Below are 22574 nucleotides of genomic sequence, written 5' to 3'. Positions count from 1 at the left end.
GCAATCGACCGCGCCAGCCAGTACTTAGGCTTTACCCGCCGACTCGCGCTCGCGCGTACCGACGCCTTCCTCCCGCGCCGATCCACGCAGCGGTACCGCGGACCCGAGTATCTCCCGGACACCGCCGACGCCGCCCACGAGAATCTCGCGTGCGGTCGTGACGACCCCATTGCCGAGCGTTCCGACAGCGCCGAGCGTTTCCGTGCCGACCTCCTCGGTCGCGTGCACCGCGCCGGTCAACACGTCGCGCACGATTTCCACTGCGTCGTTTGCAACGGTGCCGGTCATACGTAGTGTCCCCGTCACGGTGTCGCAGACGAACCCGATGATCGGGCCACCGAATTCTTCTGAAGCGACCCGGGCGGGGCCGCGCAGTCCATATCTCGCGCCACGGCCTTTGCCGTCGCCCGAGGGCGATTGGTCAGCTCCCTGCGTTGCCTGCGTGTTTTCAGCGCCGGTCGCCTTCTCCTTTTCATCTCGACTTGTTGCCATTTGAGCCTCCTCAACTGCAAGGAAATCATTTGAGCAGGGCGAGAGGCGCGGCGGCCCCCCCGCTTCATCGCGCGAGCGCAGTCACGCCCCCGGGCGTCGCAACGCCGCCCTGCTACTACGATAGAGCAATGTAGGTCGCCGCAACAATTGTTCCTCGCTATGGCTGAGCCCTCGCGTTGAGATTGTTTCTCACGCTTGGACGTTGGCGGCGGCGAATGGCAAGACATGGACGCGCTTGCCCGTCGCGGCGAAGATGGCATTCGCGACGGCGGGCCCGATCGGCGCCACGCCCGGCTCGCCGACGCCCGTGGGCGCTTCGTTCGAGGGCACGATATGGACCTCGACTTTGGGCATGGCGTCAATGCGCAAGACTTGATAGCCGTCGAAGTTGTTTTGTTCAACGTGGCCATCCTTGAGCGTGATCGCGCTCGAGAGCGCCGCGCCGAGCCCGAAGCCGATGCCGCCTTCCATCTGCGCCGCGATGATGTCCGGGTTGATCGGCGTGCCGCAATCGACGGCGCAGACGACACGGTCGACCTTGACCTTGCCGTCCTTGTCGACGGTGACTTCGGCCACCTGCGCGACGAACGAATGGAAGGCTTCGGCGACAGCGATGCCACGGCCCTTGCCCGGCGGTAGCGGCGTATTGCTCCAGCCGGCTCGCTCGGCGGCGAGATCGAGCACCGCTTGCATGCGCGGCTCGTGCGCGAGCAAATTGCGCCGGAATATGTAGGGGTCCTGGCCCGCGGAATGAGCGACTTCATCGATGAACGCCTCGACGGCGAAGGCCGTGTGCGAACTGCCGACGACGCGCCACCAGAGCACAGGTACGGCCGATTGCGTCGTCGAGAGCTCGACGGCGATGTTGGGAATTGCATAGGCGATGTTCGCCGCGCCTTCGACCGAGGTCGCATCGACGCCGTTCTTGACCATCACCGCCTCGAACGGCGTGCCCGCGAGGATCGACTGCCCGACGATCACGTGCCGCCAGCCGGTCAACTGGCCGTCGGCGGAGAGGCCGGCCTCGAGCTTGTGGAAATACATCGGGCGATAGCGGCCGCCGTGAATGTCGTCTTCGCGCGTCCATTGCAGCTTGACCGGCGTGCCATTGGCGCCGAGTGCCTTGGCGATCGACACCGCTTCGACGATGTAGTCCGATTCCGCGTTGGCGCGCCGTCCAAAGCTGCCGCCCGCATAGAGCGTATGAATCCGAACTTGCTCCGGCTGAAGGCCCGCGACGCGCGCGGCATTGCCCTGATCGACGGTCTGGAACTGATCGCCCGCCCATATCTCGCAGCTGTCGGCCGTGAGCTTGACGACGGCGTCGAGCGGCTCCATCGGAGCATGGGCGAGATAGGGGAATTCATAGGAGGCCGAAACTTTTCGCGCGGCACCGGCGATCGCCTTCGGCGCGTCGCCGACTACGCGAGCGGGAAGGCCAGGCTTGTCGGCAAGGCGGCGGTACTCGGCCATGATATCGGTCGAGCTGCGCTTTTCGGCGCGGCTATCGTCCCATTCGATCTTGAGCGCGTCGCGTCCTTTCTTCGCGGCCCAAAAGCTTTTCGCGACGACGGCGACGCCGCGCGGAACCTGCACGACGTCGACGACGCCGGGCACCGCCTTCGCCGCCGACGCGTCGAACGACTTCACCGTGCCGCCGAAGAGCGGCGGGCGCTGCATGACGGCGACGAGCATGCCGGGCAATGCAACGTCGATCGTGAATTGCGCGGTGCCGTTCGTCTTCGGGGGGACGTCCACGCGCGGCAGCGGTTTCGCGCCGACGAGCTTGAATGTCTTCGGGTCTTTGAGCGCGACGGTCTCAGGTACGGGAAGTTTTGCCGCGACGGGGACCAGCGAGCCGTAAGTCGTCTGCTTGCCGCTTGCCGAATGATGGACGGTGCCGCGTTCGGCGCGAAGCTCCGTCGCGGGCACGTTCCATTGTTGCGCCGCCGCCGCGATCAGCATGGCGCGCGCCTTGGCGCCTGCTTCGCGAAGCTGCATCCACGAGTTCGACATCGCCGAGCTTCCGCCCGTGCCCTGGATCTTGCCGAATGCGAGGTTCGCGTAGCGCGTTGCGTCGGCCGGCGCGCTTTCGACGCCGATCTGCGACCAGTCGGCGTCGAGCTCCTCGGCGACGATCGTCGCGATGCCCGTATAGGCTCCCTGACCCAGCTCGACGTGCTTCGCGATGACGGTCACGCGATTGTCCGTGCCGATGCGCAGGAATGCGTTAGGCATGAAGGTGCCGCCCGCCGGGCCGCCTGGGCCGCCCGATGCGGACGTCGCGGCGAGCGCGCGCGGCGCCGAGACGCCCCATTCGAACCCGATGGTGAGCGCGAGCGCCGCCGCGCTGCCGACGCCCTTGAGAAACTCGCGCCGTGCCGGCCGCGATACTTCAGCGATATCGGTCGTCATGAGTCGTTACCCCTTGATCTCTTGAGCGGCTTCATGAATGGCGGCGCGAATGCGCGCATAGGTCGCGCATCGGCAGATGTTCCCGCTCATCGCGGCATCGATGTCGGCATCGGTGGGCGCCGGATTGTGTTCGAGCAGCGCCGCGGCCGACATGATCTGACCGGATTGGCAATAACCGCACTGGGGAACCTGAAGCTTGACCCACGCGGCTTGCACGGCCTTCGCGGGCTTTCCTTGCAGGCCTTCGATCGTGGTGATGTGGCGGCCGGCGACGGCTGAGAGCGGCGTCACGCAGGAACGTATGGCCTGGCCCTCGAGATGAACGGTGCAGGCGCCGCATTGCGCCATCCCGCAGCCGAACTTGGTTCCGTGGAGCCCCGCGACTTCGCGGATGGCCCACAGCAACGGCATGTCGGGATCGGCATCGAGGGTCGTGGACTTGCCGTTGAGAACGAACGAGGTGGACATTGACGGCTCCGGAGGTCTGCGACGATGTGGGAGTGTGCATGAAACTGCACATCCTTCGCTTATCGAATCCTCCGGATTTCTTGCCTAATTCTTTTGGATGCGACGAGTCAGTTCTTGAACGCGCCGCGATCGTAGCCTTCGCAGTACTCGCGCCAATCGCCGACGACCTGCTCGGCGCATTTGACGGCAAGATCGATCAACGGAAGCCGCCAATCTTTTCGCGCGCCGAACGCGATCAGTTCGTCGGCGATCGCGGACCCTTGGCGGCCGCCGCTGCGCAATTGCGCCCATGCCGAGAGCTGCGCCATGTTGTCGACGACCGATTCGAGTCGCGGCAACTTGCCGTCCCAAGCGCCCAGGTCGACGCGGTCTTCCGAGGGCTGCAGGCTGCGCAGCACGTATGGGCGCTTCTCGAACGTTACCGCGTGCAAAAGCGCTTGCGGTACGGCTTGAGCGCGCGCTTGCACTTCCACCACGCGGTGCGCTTCGCTATCCCAATGCGGTTGCGCCACCGTGAGGTTGGGGGCGAGCGACGACGGCAACGCTTGCTTGAGATCGAGCAGGTAGTTGCCGTCGGGCGAGCCTTTCCCTTCGACGAGGATCACATACCGATCGACGCCGAGGCTGCCCGTTCCCGCGATCCGCCGCGCCACGTCGAGCGGCCGGTAGAAACCGGGATTGTCCTGGCCGCTCGCGAAATCGCTCATGAAGGCCATCACCGCAGCTCGTCTTTCGTCGTCGATCGCCAGTGCCTTCTTGCCGTCGATCTTGAGGACGCGCTTTTTGCCGTTCGACTCGGTGCGTCGATTCAGAAGATCGACTCTCGTGCGCTTACCCAGCGAATCGAAAAGCTCGCGCACCATGCCCTCGGCCAGCTCGTGCTCGATCCAGCGCGCTTTGCCGAGGCCCAGGGCCGTGCCATACGATTCGACGGCCACGTGGCACAAGGCGAGCGCCTCGGCGCGGCTGATGCGCAGATCCTCCGCGGCGACGAGCACGCTCGTAAGCAAGCGGATGAATTCATAAAGGCAAGGGGCGAGGCACGCTTCGTCGAAGTCGTTGATATCGAAATAGACGAGCCCGTTGTCGCCCTTGTAGCTGCCGAAGTTCTGCAAGTGCATGTCGCCGCAGGCCCAAATCGACGGCCCTTGCGCAAGCACGCCTCCGTCATGCAGACCGCGCACGCGCGCATAGAAAAGATGACAGGTGCCTCGCAGAAACGCGAAAGCGGAGGCCCGCATGAGCCGATACTTCATGGCGAGGCGTTCGTGATCGCGGCCTGCGTTGAATCGCGCGATTTCGGTCGTGACATCCGGCATGACGGATCTCCATGTAAGTGTTTTCCCCAATCAAGATTCTTTGGGCCGTCGTCGTTATAGGCAGTAGTCATCGAACTGTCATGGAAGCCAAGCAGCCGGGCGCAAACGTTTGACCGCGCACCGCCTGGGGCAATGGGGTTTGCTCGCCGACATGAGGCGATGGCGATGATACGTTGTCGCGAAGGAGATGCATGTGAATATGCTGAAAGCCGATGTGGGACAACTGGAGAAGGCCGTGAACGTGTTGATCACGCGTCCGCGCCTGATTCGCCGCGAATACTGGGTCTCGCAAATCGACAGCCTGCTGGAACTTCCGAGCATATCGATGCTCGAGCGCCAACGGTTGTGCGCGCTGCTCGATCTGCTGGGGACTGTCGCCGTCGATTGAAGTCAAGCGCTCCACGCTCGACTCGACCGCTGCGCGCATCCGCTGTCCCGAGCGTACTGGGTGACGCTGTTGTTGGCAAACTGAAAGCATCTGGCGTTTCGGTCGCCTTCTGTCTGTTGCTCTGCTGAAAACCGCAAATTCTGCGAAAGTTATGGTTTTCCCGCCGCCTTGCAGCTCGACCATCCAATGAGCGAGCGCGCAGAGGATTCCGGTAGGACGTCTTTCCGGGCAGAAAACAGGAGATCAGCATGGCAATCGAAGGGTACGTGGACACGCAGTTGCTCATCAACGGCGAGTGGTGCGACGCCGCGAGCGGCAAGACCATCGACGTGGTCAATCCGGCCACGGGCAAGGTGATCGGGACGGTCGCGCACGCCGGCATTGCGGATCTCGAGCAAGCTGTGTCGGCTGCCCAGCGCGGTTTCGAGATCTGGCGCAAGGTGCCCGCGCACGAGCGCGCGGCCACGATGCGCAAAGCCGCCACGCTGCTGCGCGAGCGCGGCCAGACGATCGCGCGGTTGATGACGCTGGAGCAGGGCAAGCCGCTCGCCGAATCCCGCATCGAAGTATTGGCGGCGGCGGACATCATCGAATGGTTTGCGGACGAAGGACGTCGCGTCTATGGGCGCGTCGTGCCGTCGCGCAGCCTTGCCGTTCAGCAGCTCGTCGTCAAGGAGCCGGTCGGCCCCGTCGCGGCATTCACGCCGTGGAATTTTCCGGTCAACCAGGTCGTGCGCAAGCTCTGCGCGGCGCTCACGACCGGCTGCTCGTTCATCGTGAAGGCGCCTGAAGAGACGCCCGCTTCGCCGGCGCAACTGTTGCGCGCGTTCGCGGATGCAGGCGTGCCGGCGGGGGTGATCGGGCTTGTGTACGGCAATCCGGCCGAGATCTCGGGCTACCTGATTCCGCACCCGGCCATCCGCAAGGTCACGTTCACGGGCTCGACGCCCGTCGGCAAGCAGCTCGCGGCGCTCGCCGGTCAGCACATGAAGCGCGTGACGATGGAGCTCGGCGGCCACGCGCCCGTGATCGTTGCCGAAGATGCCGACGTCGAGCTCGCGGCGCGAATCTCGGGCGGCGCGAAATTCCGCAATGCCGGTCAGGTTTGTATCTCGCCGACTCGCTTTCTCGTCCACAACAGCATTCGCGAGGCGTTCCAGCAAGCGCTCGTGAAGCAGGCGCAGAGCATCAAGGTCGGCGATGGCCTTACCGCAGGCACGACGCTCGGGCCGCTTGCCAATGCGCGCCGGCTGAGCGCGATGGCCAGCGTGCTGTCCGACGCGCGGGAGAAGGGTGCAACCATTGCGACGGGCGGCGAGCGCATCGGCAGCGAGGGCAACTTCTTTGCGCCGACAGTCCTGACCGACGTCCCGCTCGATGCCGATGTCTTCAACAACGAACCGTTCGGCCCGATTGCGGCGGTACGCGGCTTCGACTCGCTCGACGAGGCCATCAACGAGGCCAACCGGCTACCGTACGGCCTTGCGGGCTACGCGTTCACGCGCTCGTTCAGCAACGTCCATCTGCTCACGCAGCGGCTCGAGGTCGGCATGCTCTGGATCAATCAGCCGGCCACGCCGTGGCCCGAAATGCCGTTCGGCGGCGTGAAGGATTCCGGTTATGGCTCAGAAGGCGGTCCTGAGTCGCTCGAGCCGTATCTCGTCACGAAGTCGGTCACGGTGACAGCGGTCTAAAAGTAACAACGACGGCAACAACGGACGGCGCGAACAGGCTCATCGTCAGCGATGGGCCCTCGCGGCCGTGCGGGCAGGCGAATCAATTGCCGCGCGAGCCGGTTTTCCCGGACCGGTAGCGCAGCAGGTGATCCGTGCCCGATTCCGAGAGCCAGACCTCGCCCGGGCGGCCGGCCATCTGACGTACGTTCGCGTGCGCGCGAGGCAGCGCGAACACGGCGAACCGTTCGGTGCGCGGATCGAAGCGCACGAGTGCATTGGCGATCCACTCACTGAGCCAGACGATATCCTGATCGTCCACGAAGATGGCGTAATCGTGCGGATTGTCGCCAGGCAATCGCCATTCGCGCCATCCACGCGTGGCCGGATCGTACATGCCGACTTTCCCGGCGTTCCATTCGCTGATCCAGACGCGCCCTTTCGAATCGGACCAGACGCGGCGCGCGCCTTGATTGGGCGTGGGCGGTTCGATCACCTCCGTCGCGCCCGTCTTCGGATCGATGCGGCCCAGATAGCTGCCGGCCAGTGAGGCGAAATAGAGACTGCCGTCGGGGGTCACGCAGATCCCATAGGGCCCTGGGCCTCGCGGCGCGTCGAAGACGTGCATGCTTCCCGTCTTCGGATCGAGCTCGCCGTAGAGGCCGCTTTGCCCCGTGAACCAGAGATGGCCCTGCTTGTCGAATACGGCGGTGTTGAGATTGGCCTCCGGCCGGCCTTTCGGCAATGGAAAACGCTTGACGGCGAGCGTCTCGGCGTCGATGCGCACGATCGCGTTCGCGCCGCCGTCGGTCACCCAGGCGGCTCGATCGGGACCGACGATCACCCCATGCGGTGCCGATCCCTCACCGAGCGGAACCTTCTCGATCTTCCCCGTGCGCGGATCGAGCCGGCCCACCGCGCCCTGCGCTTGCTCGGTGAACCAGACGGCACCGCCCGCGGCTGGGTCCGGCGCGACATCGTGAGGCGCGCTACCGGGCGCAACGGCAAAACTATCGAATGCCGGCGCTTGCGCGAACGCGGAGCCGAGTGCGAGCGCCAGCGCCAGCGCCATGCCGGCCAGTCCTGGCGCAAAAAATTGCTTGAGCCCGGCTGCGAGATCGTTGCCTGATGCTCCGGCAACTCTTTCGTTGGCGATCTTCCTCATCTGCGCCTCCCATCTCGTTCGAATCGGTGACGTTCGACGCTCGATATTCTGTCACCGATAGGGGAAGCGCCACGCGCCTTGTTCTTAACGAGAACCGTATGAGGCGCTAAGCCGGCGCCCCCGCCACACGGAATACGCCCACGACTTCCGAGAGCAGACGGGCCTGCTCTTCCATCGATTGTGCCGCGGCGGCGGCTTCTTCGACCATCGCCGCGTTTTGTTGCGTCGTCTGATCCATCTGCGCGATCGCGATGTTGACCTGCTCGATGCCGCGGCTCTGCTCCTCGGAGGCGGCCGAGATCTCGCTGATGATGTCCGTCACGCGCCGTACGGATTGAACCAGGGATTGCATCTTCGCGCCGGCTGCCTCGACGAGCGTCCTGCCGTTTTCGACGCGGCCGACCGAGTCCTCGATGAGCGACTTGATCTCCTTCGCCGCTTCCGAGCTGCGCTGCGCGAGATTGCGCACTTCGCCCGCTACGACGGCGAAGCCGCGTCCTTGCTCGCCCGCGCGGGCTGCCTCGACGGCCGCGTTGAGCGCCAGGATGTTCGTCTGGAACGCGATGCCCTCGATGACGGAAATGATGTCGACGACGCGGCTCGAACTGTCGGCGATCGTTTGCATCGTCGAGACGACTTGCTGCACGGCTTCACCGCCCTCGCCAGCGATCCGCGAGGTCTCGGCCGCCATTTGATTAGCCTGTCGCGCGTTGTCGGCGTTCTGCTTCACGGTCGCCGTCAGCTGCTCCACGCTAGCGGCCGTTTCACCGAGCGACGACGCCTGCTGCTCCGTGCGCGCCGACAGGTCGAGATTGCCGGCCGCGATCTGCCGCGCCGCGTCGGTTATCGTCTCGGTGCTGCCTCGAATGCGACGAATGGCATCGGCCAGCCTCTGCTGCATGCGCTGCATGGCGGACAGCATGCTGCCGTCGTCCGATGCGATCGCGACCTTGTGCGTCAGGTCACCTTCGGCGATCGTCTGGGCGACCGTCGCCGCATAGGCCGGCTCGCCGCCGAGACTGCGCTTGACGTTGCGAATGATCACCACGAGTGCCAGAGAAGCCAAGCTGCCGATCACGACGATGGCGATCAGGTAGCGAATGAGGTCGCCCGTGAAAGCCGCGTCGATGTCGTCGATGTAAAGGCCCGAAATCAGATACCAGTCCCACGGCTCGAACCGCTTCACGAAAGCGAGCTTCGGCATGCGCTCGGTCTTGCCTGCCACACGGCCCATGTATTGGACGAATCCTTGACCGCTGGCCTGTCCGACTTTGACGAGATCGACGAAAAGCAGCTTGCCTTCGCTGTCCGCGTAGTGGCTCACATCCTTGTTGCGCAGATCGGCGAGCACGGGGTGCATGATCACGACGGGTTTCGCGGTCGTGATGATCATGTATCCATTGCCGGGAAAGCGCATCGCGGAAAGACGCGCCATCGCCTGCTGCTGTGCATCGGCTTCGGCCAGCTCGTGCCGCTCCGCCATCTGCGCGTATTGCGCGACGATGCCGTGCGCCGCCTCGACGACGTTCCGAATCGCGGCTTTGCGCTCCGCGAGCATCGTGTCGCGCGTTTGTATGGCCGCCCAGCCTCCGAACAACAGCAAACCCAGCCATGTCACCAGCAAGGCCAACCACAACTTCGCGTTCAGACTCAGACGGTCCACTTTTCCCCCTGTCGTGATGCGGCAAACATGCCGCGGTTGCCTGTCGATTCGGGCGGTATAACGGCAACGTGGGGCGCTACTTGATAGGGGGAAACCTCCACATAATCTGAGCGGCTCAGCGCAGTCTATCTTCATACATCGTCATCATGGAGGCTCACGCCGCTCAGGGACGCGGTTGCATGCTAATCGTGCCTGCGTCCGCAAAACAGCACCACGCCCAGCAGTAAGGCCAGCGGCACGCCCAGTACGGCGATGCCGAACCGATGCAAGCCGAGCGCGCCGGCTGCCGCGCCCGCCACGAACAGCAGCAGCTGCAGCGAGAGCTGAACGAGCGTCCGATCGTGCCTGTCGCCATCGTGACGACGCGTCATGCGCTCGACGAGCGCGATCGTCCACGCGCTGAAGTTGCTTGTCATGACGGTGGTGGGTGTGCCCATGCCGAGCTCGCCCGGCAGCTTCGAGAGCGCGCTCTGGCAACCCATGGCAGCTCCGGCGCAGAGCGCCACGGCGTACCGCGCCCAAGTTCCGTCGCTCAGCACCGCCTGTGAGGCCAGCAGCAGCGCGAGCCACGCCGCCTCGACGAGAATCACCGCGCGCCGCGCTCGCATCGGCGCGGCGCGGCCATCGATCGTGATGATGCGTGCCGCAACGACGGCGCACACGCCGCCGCCGGCGAACGCGACGATGACGGCAACGCGCAACGCCGTCGTCTCATCGGGCTTGACGAGCGCGCTCGCCAGCGCTGCGAGATTGCCGGTGACATGCGCCGTGAAAACTTTCGACAAGGCGAGAAAACAGGCCGCATCGACGAATCCGGCGACGGCCGACAGCACGACGAACATCGACATCGCAGGGCGGGAACGCAATCGTGATCTAAATGGCTCGCGCATCGATCGTGCCAGGAGGCGACGCATCAACTCAGATCCGAGAAAACCAGCGGCCGCCTTACGTCCACTATGATCTTCGCGGACAGGCACGTTAACTGCGGCTTCTGCCGATGCTCGCGTTCGTCGCCTCTGCACCGCAACGCCGCGCGCGCAAGAGAGCGAGCCCAAGCACGAATCCCACGAGCGCAAGAAGGAGTAGCCGATGAGCGTCATCGATATGCATGCACACGCGAGGACGCGCGGCCAGCGCCACGTCGGCGATGCTCGCAGGCAGAACGACGCGGCGCGCGAACTGGCGGCCGCACTACGCGGGAAAATTGCCGGAGAGGTCCGTTTCGACGGCGGATCGCGCGCGCTCTACGCGACCGACCATTCGATTTACCGGCAGGTCCCGATCGGCGTCGTCATTCCACAAACCGACGACGACGTCATCGCGGTCGTCGCCGCATGTCGCGAGCGCGGCGTGCCGGTGCTGGGCCGCGGCTGCGGAACGAGCCTGGCCGGCCAGACTTGCAACGTCGCCGTCGTGATCGACTTTTCGAAGTACATGAACCGGCTTGTCGCGCTGGACCCGGAATCGCGGCAGGCGCGCGTTGAGCCCGGACTCATCAATGACCAGTTGCGCGACGCCGCCCAGCGTCACGGGCTGACGTTTGCTCCCGACCCGGCCACGCACCGCTACTGCACGCTCGGCGGCAACATCGGCAACAACTCGTGCGGCGCACACACGGTGATGGGCGGCAAGACCGTCGACAACGTCCTCGAGCTCGACGTGCTGACCTACGACGGGCTGCGCATGCGCGTCGGCGAGACGTCCGACGATGCGTTCGAGCTGATCGTGCGCGAGGGCGGGCGACGCGCGCAGATCTATCGCGATCTCAAGGCGCTGATCGGGCGCTACGGCGACGCGGTCCGCCGCTCGTATCCGCAGATCCCGCGCCGCGTCTCGGGCTATAACCTGGACGACCTGCTGCCCGAGAAGCACTTCCATGTCGCGCGCTCATTGGTCGGCTCCGAAAGCACGTGCGCGCTCGTGCTCGGCGCAACGGTGCGGCTGATCGATTACCCTGCGTTCCGCACGCTGATGGTGCTCAGCTATCCGAACGCCGCCGCCGCGGCCGACGAAGTGGTGAGGATCCGCGAATTCGGCCCGGTTGCGATCGAGGGCTTTCACCAGCACATGATCGACAACATGCTTCGCAAGGGCAAACGGCTGCCGGGAGTGGACATGCTCGACAGCGACGGTGCTTACCTGCTCGTCGAATTCGGCGGCATGAGCGCCGAGGAAGCGAAGGGCAAAGTCGAGAACACGTTCGCCGCGCTGCGCAACATGAATACGGGCGCATCGGCCATGCATCTGTTCGAGGATCCGCACGAGCAGGAAGAGATCTGGGCACTCCGTGAAGGGGGAGTCGGCGCGAGCCGTGTGCCCGAAGACGAAGAGGCGTGGCCGAGCTGGGAAGACGCGGCCGTGCCGCCCGAACGGCTCGGCGACTATTTGCGCGATTTCGACGCGCTCAATCGCCGCTACCACTACCGCTATACGCTCTATGGGCATTTCGGCGACGGCTGCGTTCATACGCGAATGACGTTCGGTCTGCGCACGACCGAAGGCGTGCGGAAATTTCGCGCCTACATGGAAGAAGCGGCGGATCTATGCGTCTCTTACGGCGGGTCGCTCTCGGGCGAGCACGGCGACGGTCAGGCGCGCGGCGAACTCCTGCCGAAGATGTTCGGCGCCGAGGTGATTCAGGCATTTCGCGACTTCAAGACGATTTGGGATCCGACCTGGCGGATGAATCCCGGCAAGATCATCGATCCTTATCCGCTCGATACGAACCTGCGCACCGGCCCCGACTACAAGCCGATCGACGTCGTCACGCACTTCCACTTTCCCGAAGATCGCCATTCGTTCGCCGACGCAACCGAGCGCTGCTTCGGCGTCGGCAAATGCCGCGAGCTCGGCGGTGAGATGATGTGCCCGAGCTTCCAGGCCACGCGTGAGGAAAAGTATTCGACGCGCGGCAGGGCGCGGCTACTGTTCGAAATGATGCGCGGCGAGGCCATAAAGGACGGATGGCGCAGCGACGCGGTGCGCGACGCGCTCGACCTATGCCTGCAATGCAAGGGCTGCAAGCATGACTGCCCGGTCTCGGTCGACATGGCGACCTACAAGGCGGAGTTCCTCTCGCACCATTACGCGGGCCGGTTGCGCCCGCGCGCTGCCTATTCGATGGGGCTCATCGACGTTTGGTCCCGCGTCGCGATGCTCGCGCCCGGCTGGGTGAACGCGTTGTTGCGAAGCCCGGGGATCGGCGCGCTGCTGAAGGCCGCCACCGGCTTCACGAGTCAGCGCGAGACGCCCGCTTACGCAGCCGAAACGTTCAAGCAGTGGTGGCGAGAGCGCGAACGCGAGCACGTGCGCAGCGGCGATCCGACGCTGCCCGAAGTGATTCTTTGGCCTGACACGTTCAACAATTTCTTCTTGCCTGGCACGGCAAAGGCAGCCGTGCGCGTCCTCGAAGCGGCCGGCTACCGAGTCGCCGTGCCCGACGCGCCGCTTTGCTGCGGCCGGCCGCTCTACGACTACGGGTTCCTGGATTTGGCGAAGCGCCGGCTGCATCGGATACTCGACGAACTGCGGCCCGCGATCCGCGCCGGCATTCCGATGGTCGTGCTCGAGCCCAGCTGCGCGTCCGTGTTCCGCGACGAAATGCCGAACCTGCTCGCGACCGACCGTGACGCCGAACGGCTCGCGCGACAGACGCTGACACTGTCGGAGCTGCTCGCGCAGACGGACGGCTGGTCGCCGCCGCGACTCGAGGCGCGTGCGCTGCTGCAGTCGCATTGCCATCAGCGCGCGGTGCTGAACGCGGATGCGCAGCGCGAGCTGCTGGTCTCGATGGGCATCGAGCTGCAGCCGTTGCGCAGCGGCTGCTGTGGACATGCCGGATCGTTCGGCTACGAACGCGAGCATTACGACGTTTCGCAGACCATCGCTGAGCAAGTGTTGCTGCCGGCCGTCCGCAAGGCGGCGCCCGATACGCTCGTCATCGCGGACGGCTTCAGTTGCCGGCAGCAGATCCGCGACGGCACCGGGCGCTGGCCGATGCATCCTGCCGAAGCGGTCGCGCTGGCGCTCGAGCGGCAGGCCGATCGATCGATCGAACTCGCCGAGCGGCACTATCTCGAGCCGGCCGCGCGTGTCAAGCCGGAGCAGGCCGCGATCGCCGCCGCCGCGGTGCTCGCCCTCGGCGTGCTCGGCGCCCTTGCGCTGCGCCGGTACCGTACCTCTTGATGCCGCAAATGCAGCAATGAAATCGGGCGCCGTCACGCTTGTCAACGTGACGGCGCCCGCATGGTCTCGAACGCCGGGCGATACAGAAGCGTTGGTACTACTACGCCCCGAAGTATCGATCAGTGGCCGAAATACAGTCCCTGGGTGCCCGACTGCGTCGGCATGCTGTCCGAGCGCGAATGCGCACCGCCCGATTGCGACTGCGACGACTCGACGGTGCCGCCCACGCCGCTGGTCGTGTCGTCACGAGCAACGGTCGTGGCGTTGTACTGTTCGGCTGCCAGCGTTTGCGCGCTGATGCCACGTTGCGACGACGGCGCACCGACGTCAGGGCGATAGAAAGGCGCCGGACCGTAGCCGCTGGCAAAAGCGGGAGCAGCGATCGAGGCAGACGTTGCAAGCAACAACGCGGCGATGAATTTGGTCTTCATGGTGTCCTCCGGTAATTTCAATCGATGTATGCAGGATCGCGCCTAAGAGCGAATCGATTCGCTTGCGGCGCGCTCAATTCAACGTTGACAGTTCCTAGCTTAAGGCTGCGGCGCGATCGGACAAAGAGGGTTGATCGAACAACTCATTTCCCGAAATTCGAACAATCCGTGTCTGGGTTTTGCGCGTCATGCGCGGAATCAATCAGCGCGATAGGCTGGCGTTATCGATGCCCAGACGAATCGGGCGCCATCGCGTCGACACGCGATGGCGCCCGAGCGGCGCGTAAAGCAGTGCTGTCGCTTCAGGGCGTCACTGCAGCACGCCCTTCGCCTCGCAATCAACGGCCGAAGTACGTGTCGTTGACAGGGCTATCCGCCTGAACGCGGGCGTGGCCCGACTGCGCTACCGAGACCGAGCCGCCAACGTCGCTTTGCGCAGCAGCGTTATTGCCTTGCTCTGCCGCGAGCGTTTGCGCGCTGATGCCGCGTTGCGACGACGGTGCGCCGACGTCAGGACGATAGAACGGCGCGGGACCGTAGCCGCTCGCGAAAGCGGGCGCGGCGATCGACGCGGATGCAGCGAGAACAAGAGCAGCGATAAACTTCGTCTTCATGATGACCTCCGGTACGTTTTAACTGACTGGGAACCGCCTGGACCGAGTCCGTTGCGGTGCGCTGTGTTGATGTCTTGCAGTGTAGAGATGTCGAGCACTCAGACAAAGAGGGCTTGCCGAACATCACATTTCCTGAAACTCGAACAATTGGAATTCCATGGAAACAGGACGGATTTCACTCCGCGTAGCCGATGCGGAGGACTCACTGGCGATCGCGAAGCTGCATGCGGTGAGTTGGCAAACCACGTATAGAGGTCTTTTGCCCGATGTCTATCTCGATGAGGAAGTCGAGCGCGAACGCATCGCCTATTGGGCGATTCGCATGAGCACGCCGACAGATGCCGATCGCCTCGCGCTCATCGCTGAATGCAATGGCGAAGCCGCAGGCTTCGTCTTTGCCGAACGCAAGCCCGAATCGCGCGACGGTGTGCTGCTCGACAATCTGCATGTGTCGAAGCACTACCAGGGGCGCGGCCTCGGAAAGCTGTTGATGGATGCAGTCGAGCAATGGACTCGCAACCTCGGGGAGAGTCGGCTTTATCTCTTCGTGCTTGAAGGGAACAACCGTGCGATGAAGTTCTACGAGCAGCAAGGCTGGCAATTCGCGGGATCCGAATCGGACCAGATGGCCGGCATACCCGTTACCGCGCGGCGATACGTGCGGTCGATTGCCGCGGCATAAAAAAGCGCTGGGCGAGCAATAGCGTTTCTTCTTGCTCCATCTGCCGCAGCCAATAGTAAAGCGCCATCGCGTTCATCACGCGATGGCGCTCGAGAGGCGCGTAAAGCTAGTGCAGTCGCTTTAGAGCATCACTGCAGCACGCCCTGCAACTTGCAATCAACGACCGAAGAACGTGTCGTTGATATGACCACCCGCCTCGACACGGGCGCCGCCCGACTGCGCTACCGAGACCGAGCCGCCAACGTCGCTTTGCGTAGCGGCGGTATTGCCTTGCTCTGCCGCGAGCGTTTGCGCGCTGATGCCACGTTGCGACGACGGCGCACCGACGTCAGGACGATAGGACGGTGCGGGACCATAACCGCTCGCGAAAGCGGGCGCGGCGATCGACGCGGATGCAGCGAGAACAAGAGCAGCGATAAACTTCGTCTTCATGATGACCTCCGGTACGTTTTAACTGGCTGGGAACCGCGTGGACCGAGTCCATTGCGGTGCGCTGTGTTGATGTCTTGCAGTGTAGAGATGTCGAGCACTCAGACAAAGAGGCCTTGTCCAACATCACATTTCCTGAAACTCGAACAATTGAGATTCCATGAAAGCAGTACGGATTTCACTTCGCGAGGCATCCGATGGAAGAACGATGGCAATACCAAGTGCGAATCGACGTTGCGCCGGAGCTTGCCGAGGCCTTGCGGGCCGGGGCGCTGCATCCGTGCCGTGATGCGATCGAATTGATCTTGCGTCGGAGCAACGCAACGCTCGTGTGCCAATTCGACGCATTCACGGATTACGTTGCGGAGGCCGAACGCGCGGGCCCCGAGCGCTATCCGCTCTATCGATGGACGAAGGAGACGATCGGGAATCCGGAAAAGAAGGCGAAATACCTGAGGTCATTCACCGTCTATGTAGGCGGCGAGCCGGTCTATGAGAGGGATATTGCGGACCAGCTTCATGCGCGGTTGTCGGCTCTTGTCGCTAACGACGGCATCCAACGCGTGCTGAAATTCGATACGAACCCGGCGAATAATCCGCAACCGCCCGCGCAGCAGTGAGCGGCGGATCGACAAGCAGGCCATCACCTGTTCTCAGTTTCCGCGGAGCGGGCGCGGTCAAACCGTTTCGTTGAAGGCCCGCTGGTTTCCGCTTTTCGCTTCGCGCGCGTCGGCACGAGCGGCGGCGGCACCCCATCGTTGCGCGAGCGCGGCGCAGACCATCAGCTGTATTTGATGGAATAGCATGAGCGGCAGCACTGCCGCGCCGACAGCATGGGAGGCGAAGATGACCTTCGCCATTGGGATGCCCGACGCGAGGCTCTTTTTTGAGCCGCAGAAAATGATCGTGACGCGGTCCTCGCGCTCGAAGCCGAGCCACTTGCTCGCCGTCGCCGTAACGATCAGCGCGGCGGCCAGCAAGACGGCGCTCACGACGAGCAATCCGACCAGCGCCGAGACCGGCACGCGATGCCAAAGCCCCTCGTTGATGGCCTCGCTGAACGCGGAGTAGACGACGAGCAGAATCGAGCCTTGATCGACGAAGCGGACGACGCCGCGATTGCGGTCGATCCATCCGCCGAGCACCGGCCGCAGCAATTGTCCGCACACGAACGGTACGAGCAACTGCAGCACGATGTTGCCGACCGTGTGCCAGCCAGAGCCCGACGTCGCATGACTCGAAATCAGCACGCCCGCCAGCGCGGGCGTGATGAAGATGCCGAGCAAGCTCGAGGCCGACGCACTGCAAACCGCTGCGGACACATTTCCTTTCGCCATCGACGTGAACGCGATCGACGACTGCACGGTCGACGGCAGCGTGCAGAGGAACAGGATGCCGCCATACATCGCCGGTGTGACGAGCGGTGAGAGGACCGGCTTGAAGGCAAGGCCGAGCAGCGGAAACAGCGCGAAGGTGCTCAGCAGCACGAGACCGTGCAGGCGCCAATTCGTGGCGCCGGATACGATTGCTTCACGCGGCAGCTTCGCGCCGTGCAAAAAGAAGAGCAGGGCGATGGCGAGGTCGGTCGACCAATCGACTGCCACCGCGGTTTCACCGCGGCACGGCAGCAGGCTCGCGAAAACGACGGTTCCGACAAGGGCCAACGTGAAATTGTCGGGAAGGTACTTGGGGCGGGACACGATGCAGGATTCCGTAACCATTACTTCCGTGCTGCATTGCAGCACGCGAAGTAAGAGAATACTACAAAACGGGTATCGCTGCAGGAGGGCGCTTCGTCGTTGGGCAGCCCGACGTTCGGTCGTCGGCCAATGCACGCCCCCCAATGGGGCTCAATCAGTCCTATGTCCGGGCGGCGGCCGCGCGCGCGACCCGACACGCGGCGAGATCCCACGCGCCACTGCCGACGGTCTTGAAGACCATCGGCTGATCTTTCCGAACTTCGCCGCCGACGACCGAACCGAGCGAACGGACAGCACTCCAGTCGACTCCCGCTTGCAGCAGATCGCCCGCTTCCTCTTTTGCCGCGGCGAAATCATCGACGAAGACGCGGCTCGCCCGGACCGTTTCGGCGGCGATCTCGGCCGCGTCGGGCGTGAACGCGCCGACACCGATCACGAGGCGGCTCGCTTTCGCGCCATCGGTGTAGACGGGAATCTTGCTCGTCGTAGCCGCAATGACCGTATCGATGTCGTCAGGAATCGGTCCGTCCGCGGACACCTGCGCAAGAGCGGCAACGGCGACGCCTTCGCGCGCCATCTGCTCGCAGAACGCTTGCTCGGACGAGGGCGTGCGGCCCTTGACGAAGATCTTCGCGCCCTGATGCAGCGCGCCGATCGCGGCCGCATGGAAGCGCGCTTCTTGTCCCGTGCCAATGAGAAGGAAGGTGCGCGGAGCCGAAGGATGCAGCAGCTTGACGCCGAGCATCGAGAGCGCCGCCGTCCGGCGTCCCGTGACCGTCGGACCGTCGAGAATGAACTCTGGCTGGCCCGTCGTGGCGTCGCAGACGGTTACCGCCCCGAAGATCGTCGGCATGTCGCGCGCCGCGTTGCGCGGGCAGACACTGACGAGTTTGTGAATGGCGATATCGTGCGCGCTTGCCGGCATCGAGAGAAGCACGCCGCCTTCGTTGAGCGGCAATGCGGTGCGCACGGGCGAGCGGATCTGCCCGGCGTCATGCTCCTGAGCGGCGACGGAGAGCGAATCGACAAGTGCTTCGAAGTCGAGAAGGGCCGCCGTTGCGGTGGCATCGAAGGTGAGAAGTGTCGGCATGTTTCAGGTCGCGCGGCGTATGGGGATGGAATCAGGCAGGGCGCTTGATCAGCGAAGGGGGCGGAGCGCCGGCATCGAAGGCCGCGATATGGCCTTCGTCGATGATCCACAACACTTCGGCGTCGTCCTTGCTCGTCGAGACCGCCGCGTGCCCGGTGCGGCTGTCGAAATAAATGCTGTCGCCCGCTTCCAGATGCGTCGGCGCATACAGTTCGGAGTACAGACAAACGCTGCCGCTCAGCACATAGAGAAACTCCTCGCCTTCATGACGCCCCCATTCGGTGAAGTCGTCGAGAGAATGCGCGGTGATCCGTATCCGGAACGGATGCATTGCCTTTTGCGAGAGATCGGTGGCGAGCAGCTCCATGAGATAGCAGCCCGCCGCGTGCATTTGCCCGCCGCCCTTGCGCGTCAACGCACGCCGCCCGCTCGCGGCGGGTTTCGGACTCGAGCCGAAGAGTTCGCCGAGGTCGATGTTCAGGCCATGGACGATCTTCTGAAGCACGTCGAAAGTCGGCGACATGATGCCGTTTTCGATCTTCGAGAGGGTCGAGCGCGATACGCCGCATACACGGCTCGCGACCTCGAGTGTGTAGTCGTGCCGCAACCGGGCGGCCTTCACTCGCTTGCCAAGCTCGGAGGAGCCCTGCTCAGCTGGCTTCAGGAGAGTTTTTTCCATATGCGGGGATGGATCGCAGTCCTAACGATCGGCATGTCAAGTTTCCTATCATAACAAAGACGGGCGCCGGGAAACCAATGATCCGGCGGCGCGGAGCGCAGCTCCTCGCTTCGAAAGTTTCTTTTGTGAAACGTATGGCGACCGCGGAGACGCCATAGTTGCTAATGGGTAGGGCCGGCTAGCGATCGGGACGGGCCCGCAGACGTATCGTTTCCGATGTGAAACCCGTTTAATCGAGGCGGATCTTGGTTACTGAGTGGCCACGCTGAGCGTCGGCTTGCCCGCGTCGGCGCACATGCGGAACGTCGTAGGCAGACGTTGTAGCGGTGACGGCACGAGTGTATAGTTCCCCGATGTACTTGAATTTCGTATCGGAAACTTTAAGAGGGATCAAATGAAAGCATCGACCATCCTCTCCGAACTCGGCATCTCCCATCTCGCGGAAGCTGGCGACATCGCCGTGCATTCGCCCATCAACGGCGAGCTCATCGGCCGGGTCGCAAGCAAGACCGTCGCTGAAGTCGATGCAGCGCTCGCAAAAGCGCAGGATGCCTTCAAGGTCTGGCGCAACGTTCCGGCGCCGCGTCGTGGAGAGCTGGTGCGCCTCCTCGGCAACAAGCTGCGTGAGCGCAAGCGTGCGCTCGGCAGCATCATCACGCTCGAGACGGGCAAGATTCTGCAGGAAGGCCTCGGCGAAGTGCAGGAAATGATCGACATCTGCGACTTCGCGGTCGGCCTGTCTCGCCAGCTCTACGGCCTGACGATCGCGTCAGAGCGCCCGGGCCATCGCATGGCGGAAACGTGGCATCCGTTGGGCGTCTGCACGGTGATCTCGGCGTTCAATTTCCCGGCGGCCGTATGGTCGTGGAACGCCGCGCTGGCTTTGGTGTGCGGCAATGCGGTCATCTGGAAGCCATCGGAGAAGGCTCCGCTGACGGCACTGGCCGTCGACAGGATTCTGCACGATGCGCTGAAGGAGTTCGGCGAGGCCCCCGAAGGACTGACGTGCGTCGTCAATGGAGGCCGCGACGTCGGCGCCAAGCTGGTGTCGGACCGGCGTTCGAGCATCGTGAGCGCGACGGGCAGCACAGAGATGGGGCGTGCGGTCGGTGTCGAAGTCGCGCGCCGCTTTGGCCGCTCGATTCTCGAGCTCGGCGGCAACAACGCCGGCATCGTTTCGCAAACGGCGGACATGGAACTGGCGCTGCGCGGCATCCTGTTCTCGGCGGTCGGCACGGCCGGTCAACGCTGTACGAGCTTGCGGCGCCTGTTCGTTCATGAAAGCGTCTACGACAAAACAGTCGAGCGTCTGAAGACCTTGTACGGCAAGGTCGCGATTGGCAATCCGCTCGAGCAGGGCACGCTGATGGGCCCGCTCATCGACGAATCCGCGTTCAATCGCATGCAGGCGGCTTTGGAGCAGGCAAAGCGCGAAGGCGGCAAGGTGTTCGGCGGTGAGCGCCATGTCGTTGCCGGCAATGAAAACGGCTTCTACGTGCGCCCGGCCATCGTCGAAATGCCGTCGCAGACGGAAATCGTGCTGAAGGAGACGTTCGCGCCGATTCTCTACGTTCTCAAGTACAGCGACTTCAACGAAGCGATCGAAGCGAACAACGCCGCGGCGCATGGGCTCTCGTCCTGCGTATTCACGACGGACATGCGTGAGAGCGAGCGCTTCCTGTCGGCCTCGGGCAGCGATTGCGGCATCGCGAACGTCAACATCGGCCCGAGCGGCGCGGAAATCGGCGGCGCGTTCGGCGGTGAGAAAGAGACGGGCGGGGGACGCGAGTCGGGCTCGGATGCTTGGAAGGCTTATATGCGCCGCGCCACGAACACGGTCAACTTCTCATCGGCGTTGCCGCTGGCGCAAGGTATCGACTTCAACATCGAATAAGCGCGGGGTCTTCCGGATTAGCCGTTGTGCCTTTCGGCGGAGGGCATATTGGCGCCTCGGTTCGTGAGGGCGCTCTCATGGAGCGCCCGAACTTCTGCAAGCAGGAGCAAGTCGTGAGTTCTCAAGTCGTTATCGTGGGCGGCGGCGTAATCGGCAGTTCGATCGCTTACTTTCTGCGTGCGTCGGATCCGACGGTGTCGGTGACCGTCATCGAGCGTGATCCGAGCTATGCGAGGTCGTCTTCCGCGCTATCGGCCGCATCGATCCGTCAGCAGTTCTCTACGCCGCTGTCGATTCAGATGTCGCTCTTTGGCATTGACTTCCTGCGTCGCATCGGCGAGCTGCTCGAGGTGGACGGAAGCCAGCCCTCGATCGACTTGCACGAAGGCGGCTACCTGTTTCTGGCTACGCCGTCGGGAGAAACGACGCTGCGTGAGAACCACGCGCTGCAAAGGCGGCTCGGGGCCGATATCGATCTGCTATCGCAAGACGCGCTGAAGGCAAAGTTCCCCTGGCTCAACGTCGAAGACATCGCTGCGGGGGCATACGGCGTCAGCGGGGAGGGCTGGTTCGACGGCTATGGCCTGGTTCAGGCGCTGCGTAAAAAGGCGCAATCGCTCGGCGCGCGTTATGTCGCAGCGGAGGTGACGGGCCTGGTCCGTGACGGTCGAAAGGTCACCCACGTCGTCGCCGGCAACGGCGAACGGTATCCATGCGACACGCTCGTCAATGCGGCGGGCGCATGGGCGCGCAAGATCTCGGAGATGATGGGCATCGATATCCCTGTCTATGCGCGACGTCGCAGCATTTTCAACGTCTCGTCACCGGCGCGTCTGACGAACAGCCCGTTGTTGATCGACCCGACGGGCGTCTACTTCCGTCCTGAAGGCAAGACTTATATCACCGGTACGTCGCCGAGCGCGGACAACGATCCGGACGATCTGCCGCTGGACGAAGTCGATCACGATCTCTTCGACGAGGTCATTTGGCCGACGCTCGCGCATCGCGTCCCGGAGTTCGAAGCCCTTCGCGTAGAAAACTGTTGGTCCGGGTACTACGAGTACAACGTATTCGACCATAACGCCATCATCGGTTACCACCCCGACATCGCGAACTGCGTGTTTGCGAATGGATACAGCGGCCATGGCTTGCAGCAAGGCCCCGCGACGGGCCGGGGCGTGAGCGAGTTGATTCTCGATGGAAAGTACACGACGCTCGATCTGTCCTCCCTGAGCTGGGACCGCGTTCTGGAAAATCGTCCCATCGTGGAGAAGAACGTCGTCTAGT

20 protein-coding genes are annotated in these 22574 nt (G+C 63.8%); 7 read left to right on the top strand and 13 right to left on the bottom strand.

Annotation, left to right across the window (positions count from 1 at the left end; translation table 11 throughout):
* Nucleotides 1-24 precede the first annotated feature (24 nt).
* The 4 genes from B0G57_RS05835 to B0G57_RS05820 all read right to left on the bottom strand — a co-directional run bounded on the left by B0G57_RS05835 (nucleotide 25) and on the right by B0G57_RS05820 (nucleotide 4694).
* The gene (locus tag B0G57_RS05835) at nucleotides 25-492 is read right to left on the bottom strand and encodes a hypothetical protein (protein WP_018439212.1); all 468 of its coding nucleotides are present in this window, start codon (nucleotides 490-492) and stop codon (nucleotides 25-27) included.
* A gap of 189 nt (nucleotides 493-681) precedes the next feature.
* The gene (locus tag B0G57_RS05830; RefSeq protein WP_018439213.1) at nucleotides 682-2907 is read right to left on the bottom strand and encodes a xanthine dehydrogenase family protein molybdopterin-binding subunit; all 2226 of its coding nucleotides are present in this window, start codon (nucleotides 2905-2907) and stop codon (nucleotides 682-684) included.
* A 6-nt stretch (nucleotides 2908-2913) separates the two neighbouring features.
* Nucleotides 2914-3375, bottom strand: a complete 462-nt coding sequence (locus tag B0G57_RS05825) for a (2Fe-2S)-binding protein (RefSeq protein WP_018439214.1) — start codon at nucleotides 3373-3375, stop codon at nucleotides 2914-2916.
* 107 nt (nucleotides 3376-3482) lie between these two features.
* Complete coding sequence (locus B0G57_RS05820) at nucleotides 3483-4694, bottom strand: DUF2252 domain-containing protein (RefSeq protein ID WP_018439215.1); 1212 nt, start codon at nucleotides 4692-4694, stop codon at nucleotides 3483-3485.
* Nucleotides 4695-4881: 187 nt separating this feature from the next.
* Here B0G57_RS05820 and B0G57_RS05815 point away from each other — a divergent pair, with 187 nt between their 5' ends.
* Nucleotides 4882-5082: a hypothetical protein gene (locus B0G57_RS05815; RefSeq protein ID WP_018439216.1), complete on the top strand. Its 201-nt coding sequence runs from the start codon at nucleotides 4882-4884 to the stop codon at nucleotides 5080-5082.
* A gap of 248 nt (nucleotides 5083-5330) precedes the next feature.
* Nucleotides 5331-6776, top strand: coding sequence for an NAD-dependent succinate-semialdehyde dehydrogenase (locus B0G57_RS05810; protein ID WP_020566020.1), 1446 nt, complete (start codon nucleotides 5331-5333; stop codon nucleotides 6774-6776).
* Between the two features lie 82 nt (nucleotides 6777-6858).
* Here the strand turns inward: B0G57_RS05810 and B0G57_RS05805 are convergent, their stop codons facing one another.
* From B0G57_RS05805 to B0G57_RS05795, 3 genes are all read right to left on the bottom strand, one after another.
* A complete protein-coding gene (locus B0G57_RS05805; RefSeq protein WP_018439218.1) occupies nucleotides 6859-7920 on the bottom strand; it encodes a Vgb family protein in 1062 nt (353 codons plus the stop codon).
* A gap of 106 nt (nucleotides 7921-8026) precedes the next feature.
* Nucleotides 8027-9583, bottom strand: a complete 1557-nt coding sequence (locus B0G57_RS05800; protein ID WP_018439219.1) for a methyl-accepting chemotaxis protein — start codon at nucleotides 9581-9583, stop codon at nucleotides 8027-8029.
* 182 nt (nucleotides 9584-9765) lie between these two features.
* On the bottom strand, nucleotides 9766-10449 hold the full coding sequence (locus B0G57_RS05795) for a DUF1275 family protein (RefSeq protein WP_158256604.1): 684 nt from the start codon (nucleotides 10447-10449) through the stop codon (nucleotides 9766-9768).
* 223 nt (nucleotides 10450-10672) lie between these two features.
* Here B0G57_RS05795 and B0G57_RS05790 point away from each other — a divergent pair, with 223 nt between their 5' ends.
* On the top strand, nucleotides 10673-13768 hold the full coding sequence (locus B0G57_RS05790) for an FAD-binding and (Fe-S)-binding domain-containing protein (protein WP_020566021.1): 3096 nt from the start codon (nucleotides 10673-10675) through the stop codon (nucleotides 13766-13768).
* A gap of 119 nt (nucleotides 13769-13887) precedes the next feature.
* Here B0G57_RS05790 and B0G57_RS05785 read toward each other — a convergent pair whose 3' ends face one another.
* Together B0G57_RS05785 and B0G57_RS05780 are read right to left on the bottom strand one after the other, a co-directional pair.
* Nucleotides 13888-14199 (bottom strand): hypothetical protein, encoded by a 312-nt coding sequence (locus tag B0G57_RS05785; RefSeq protein ID WP_018439223.1) that lies wholly within the window; start codon nucleotides 14197-14199, stop codon nucleotides 13888-13890.
* Nucleotides 14200-14537: 338 nt separating this feature from the next.
* On the bottom strand, nucleotides 14538-14813 hold the full coding sequence (locus B0G57_RS05780; RefSeq protein ID WP_018439225.1) for a hypothetical protein: 276 nt from the start codon (nucleotides 14811-14813) through the stop codon (nucleotides 14538-14540).
* Nucleotides 14814-14970: 157 nt separating this feature from the next.
* On the opposite strand from B0G57_RS05780, the gene B0G57_RS05775 reads away from it, so the two are divergent.
* Nucleotides 14971-15495, top strand: a complete 525-nt coding sequence (locus B0G57_RS05775; protein WP_018439226.1) for a GNAT family N-acetyltransferase — start codon at nucleotides 14971-14973, stop codon at nucleotides 15493-15495.
* A gap of 156 nt (nucleotides 15496-15651) precedes the next feature.
* Here the strand turns inward: B0G57_RS05775 and B0G57_RS05770 are convergent, their stop codons facing one another.
* Nucleotides 15652-15927, bottom strand: coding sequence for a hypothetical protein (locus B0G57_RS05770; RefSeq protein ID WP_018439227.1), 276 nt, complete (start codon nucleotides 15925-15927; stop codon nucleotides 15652-15654).
* A 194-nt stretch (nucleotides 15928-16121) separates the two neighbouring features.
* Between B0G57_RS05770 and B0G57_RS05765 the strand changes: the two genes are divergently transcribed.
* A complete protein-coding gene (locus tag B0G57_RS05765) occupies nucleotides 16122-16544 on the top strand; it encodes a hypothetical protein (RefSeq protein ID WP_018439228.1) in 423 nt (140 codons plus the stop codon).
* Between the two features lie 57 nt (nucleotides 16545-16601).
* Here B0G57_RS05765 and B0G57_RS05760 read toward each other — a convergent pair whose 3' ends face one another.
* The 3 genes from B0G57_RS05760 to B0G57_RS05750 form a co-directional block, all read right to left on the bottom strand.
* Entirely contained in the window at nucleotides 16602-17645 is a 1044-nt protein-coding gene (locus tag B0G57_RS05760; RefSeq protein WP_018439229.1) for a bile acid:sodium symporter family protein, read from the bottom strand.
* Between the two features lie 139 nt (nucleotides 17646-17784).
* Entirely contained in the window at nucleotides 17785-18714 is a 930-nt protein-coding gene (gene lhpI, locus B0G57_RS05755; RefSeq protein WP_018439230.1) for a bifunctional Delta(1)-pyrroline-2-carboxylate/Delta(1)-piperideine-2-carboxylate reductase, read from the bottom strand.
* Nucleotides 18715-18745: 31 nt separating this feature from the next.
* Entirely contained in the window at nucleotides 18746-19393 is a 648-nt protein-coding gene (locus B0G57_RS05750) for a helix-turn-helix domain-containing protein (protein ID WP_018439231.1), read from the bottom strand.
* Nucleotides 19394-19787: 394 nt separating this feature from the next.
* Here B0G57_RS05750 and amaB point away from each other — a divergent pair, with 394 nt between their 5' ends.
* Together amaB and B0G57_RS05740 are read left to right on the top strand one after the other, a co-directional pair.
* On the top strand, nucleotides 19788-21287 hold the full coding sequence (gene amaB, locus B0G57_RS05745; RefSeq protein ID WP_018439232.1) for an L-piperidine-6-carboxylate dehydrogenase: 1500 nt from the start codon (nucleotides 19788-19790) through the stop codon (nucleotides 21285-21287).
* Nucleotides 21288-21400: 113 nt separating this feature from the next.
* Nucleotides 21401-22573 (top strand): NAD(P)/FAD-dependent oxidoreductase, encoded by a 1173-nt coding sequence (locus tag B0G57_RS05740; protein ID WP_026229396.1) that lies wholly within the window; start codon nucleotides 21401-21403, stop codon nucleotides 22571-22573.
* Nucleotide 22574 lies beyond the last annotated feature (1 nt).

This window comes from Trinickia symbiotica (assembly GCF_002934455.1).
In the GTDB taxonomy this organism is placed as follows: domain Bacteria; phylum Pseudomonadota; class Gammaproteobacteria; order Burkholderiales; family Burkholderiaceae; genus Trinickia; species Trinickia symbiotica.
The sequence above is the reverse complement of the archived record's forward strand: the minus strand, read 5'-3'. Positions and strand labels throughout refer to the sequence as shown.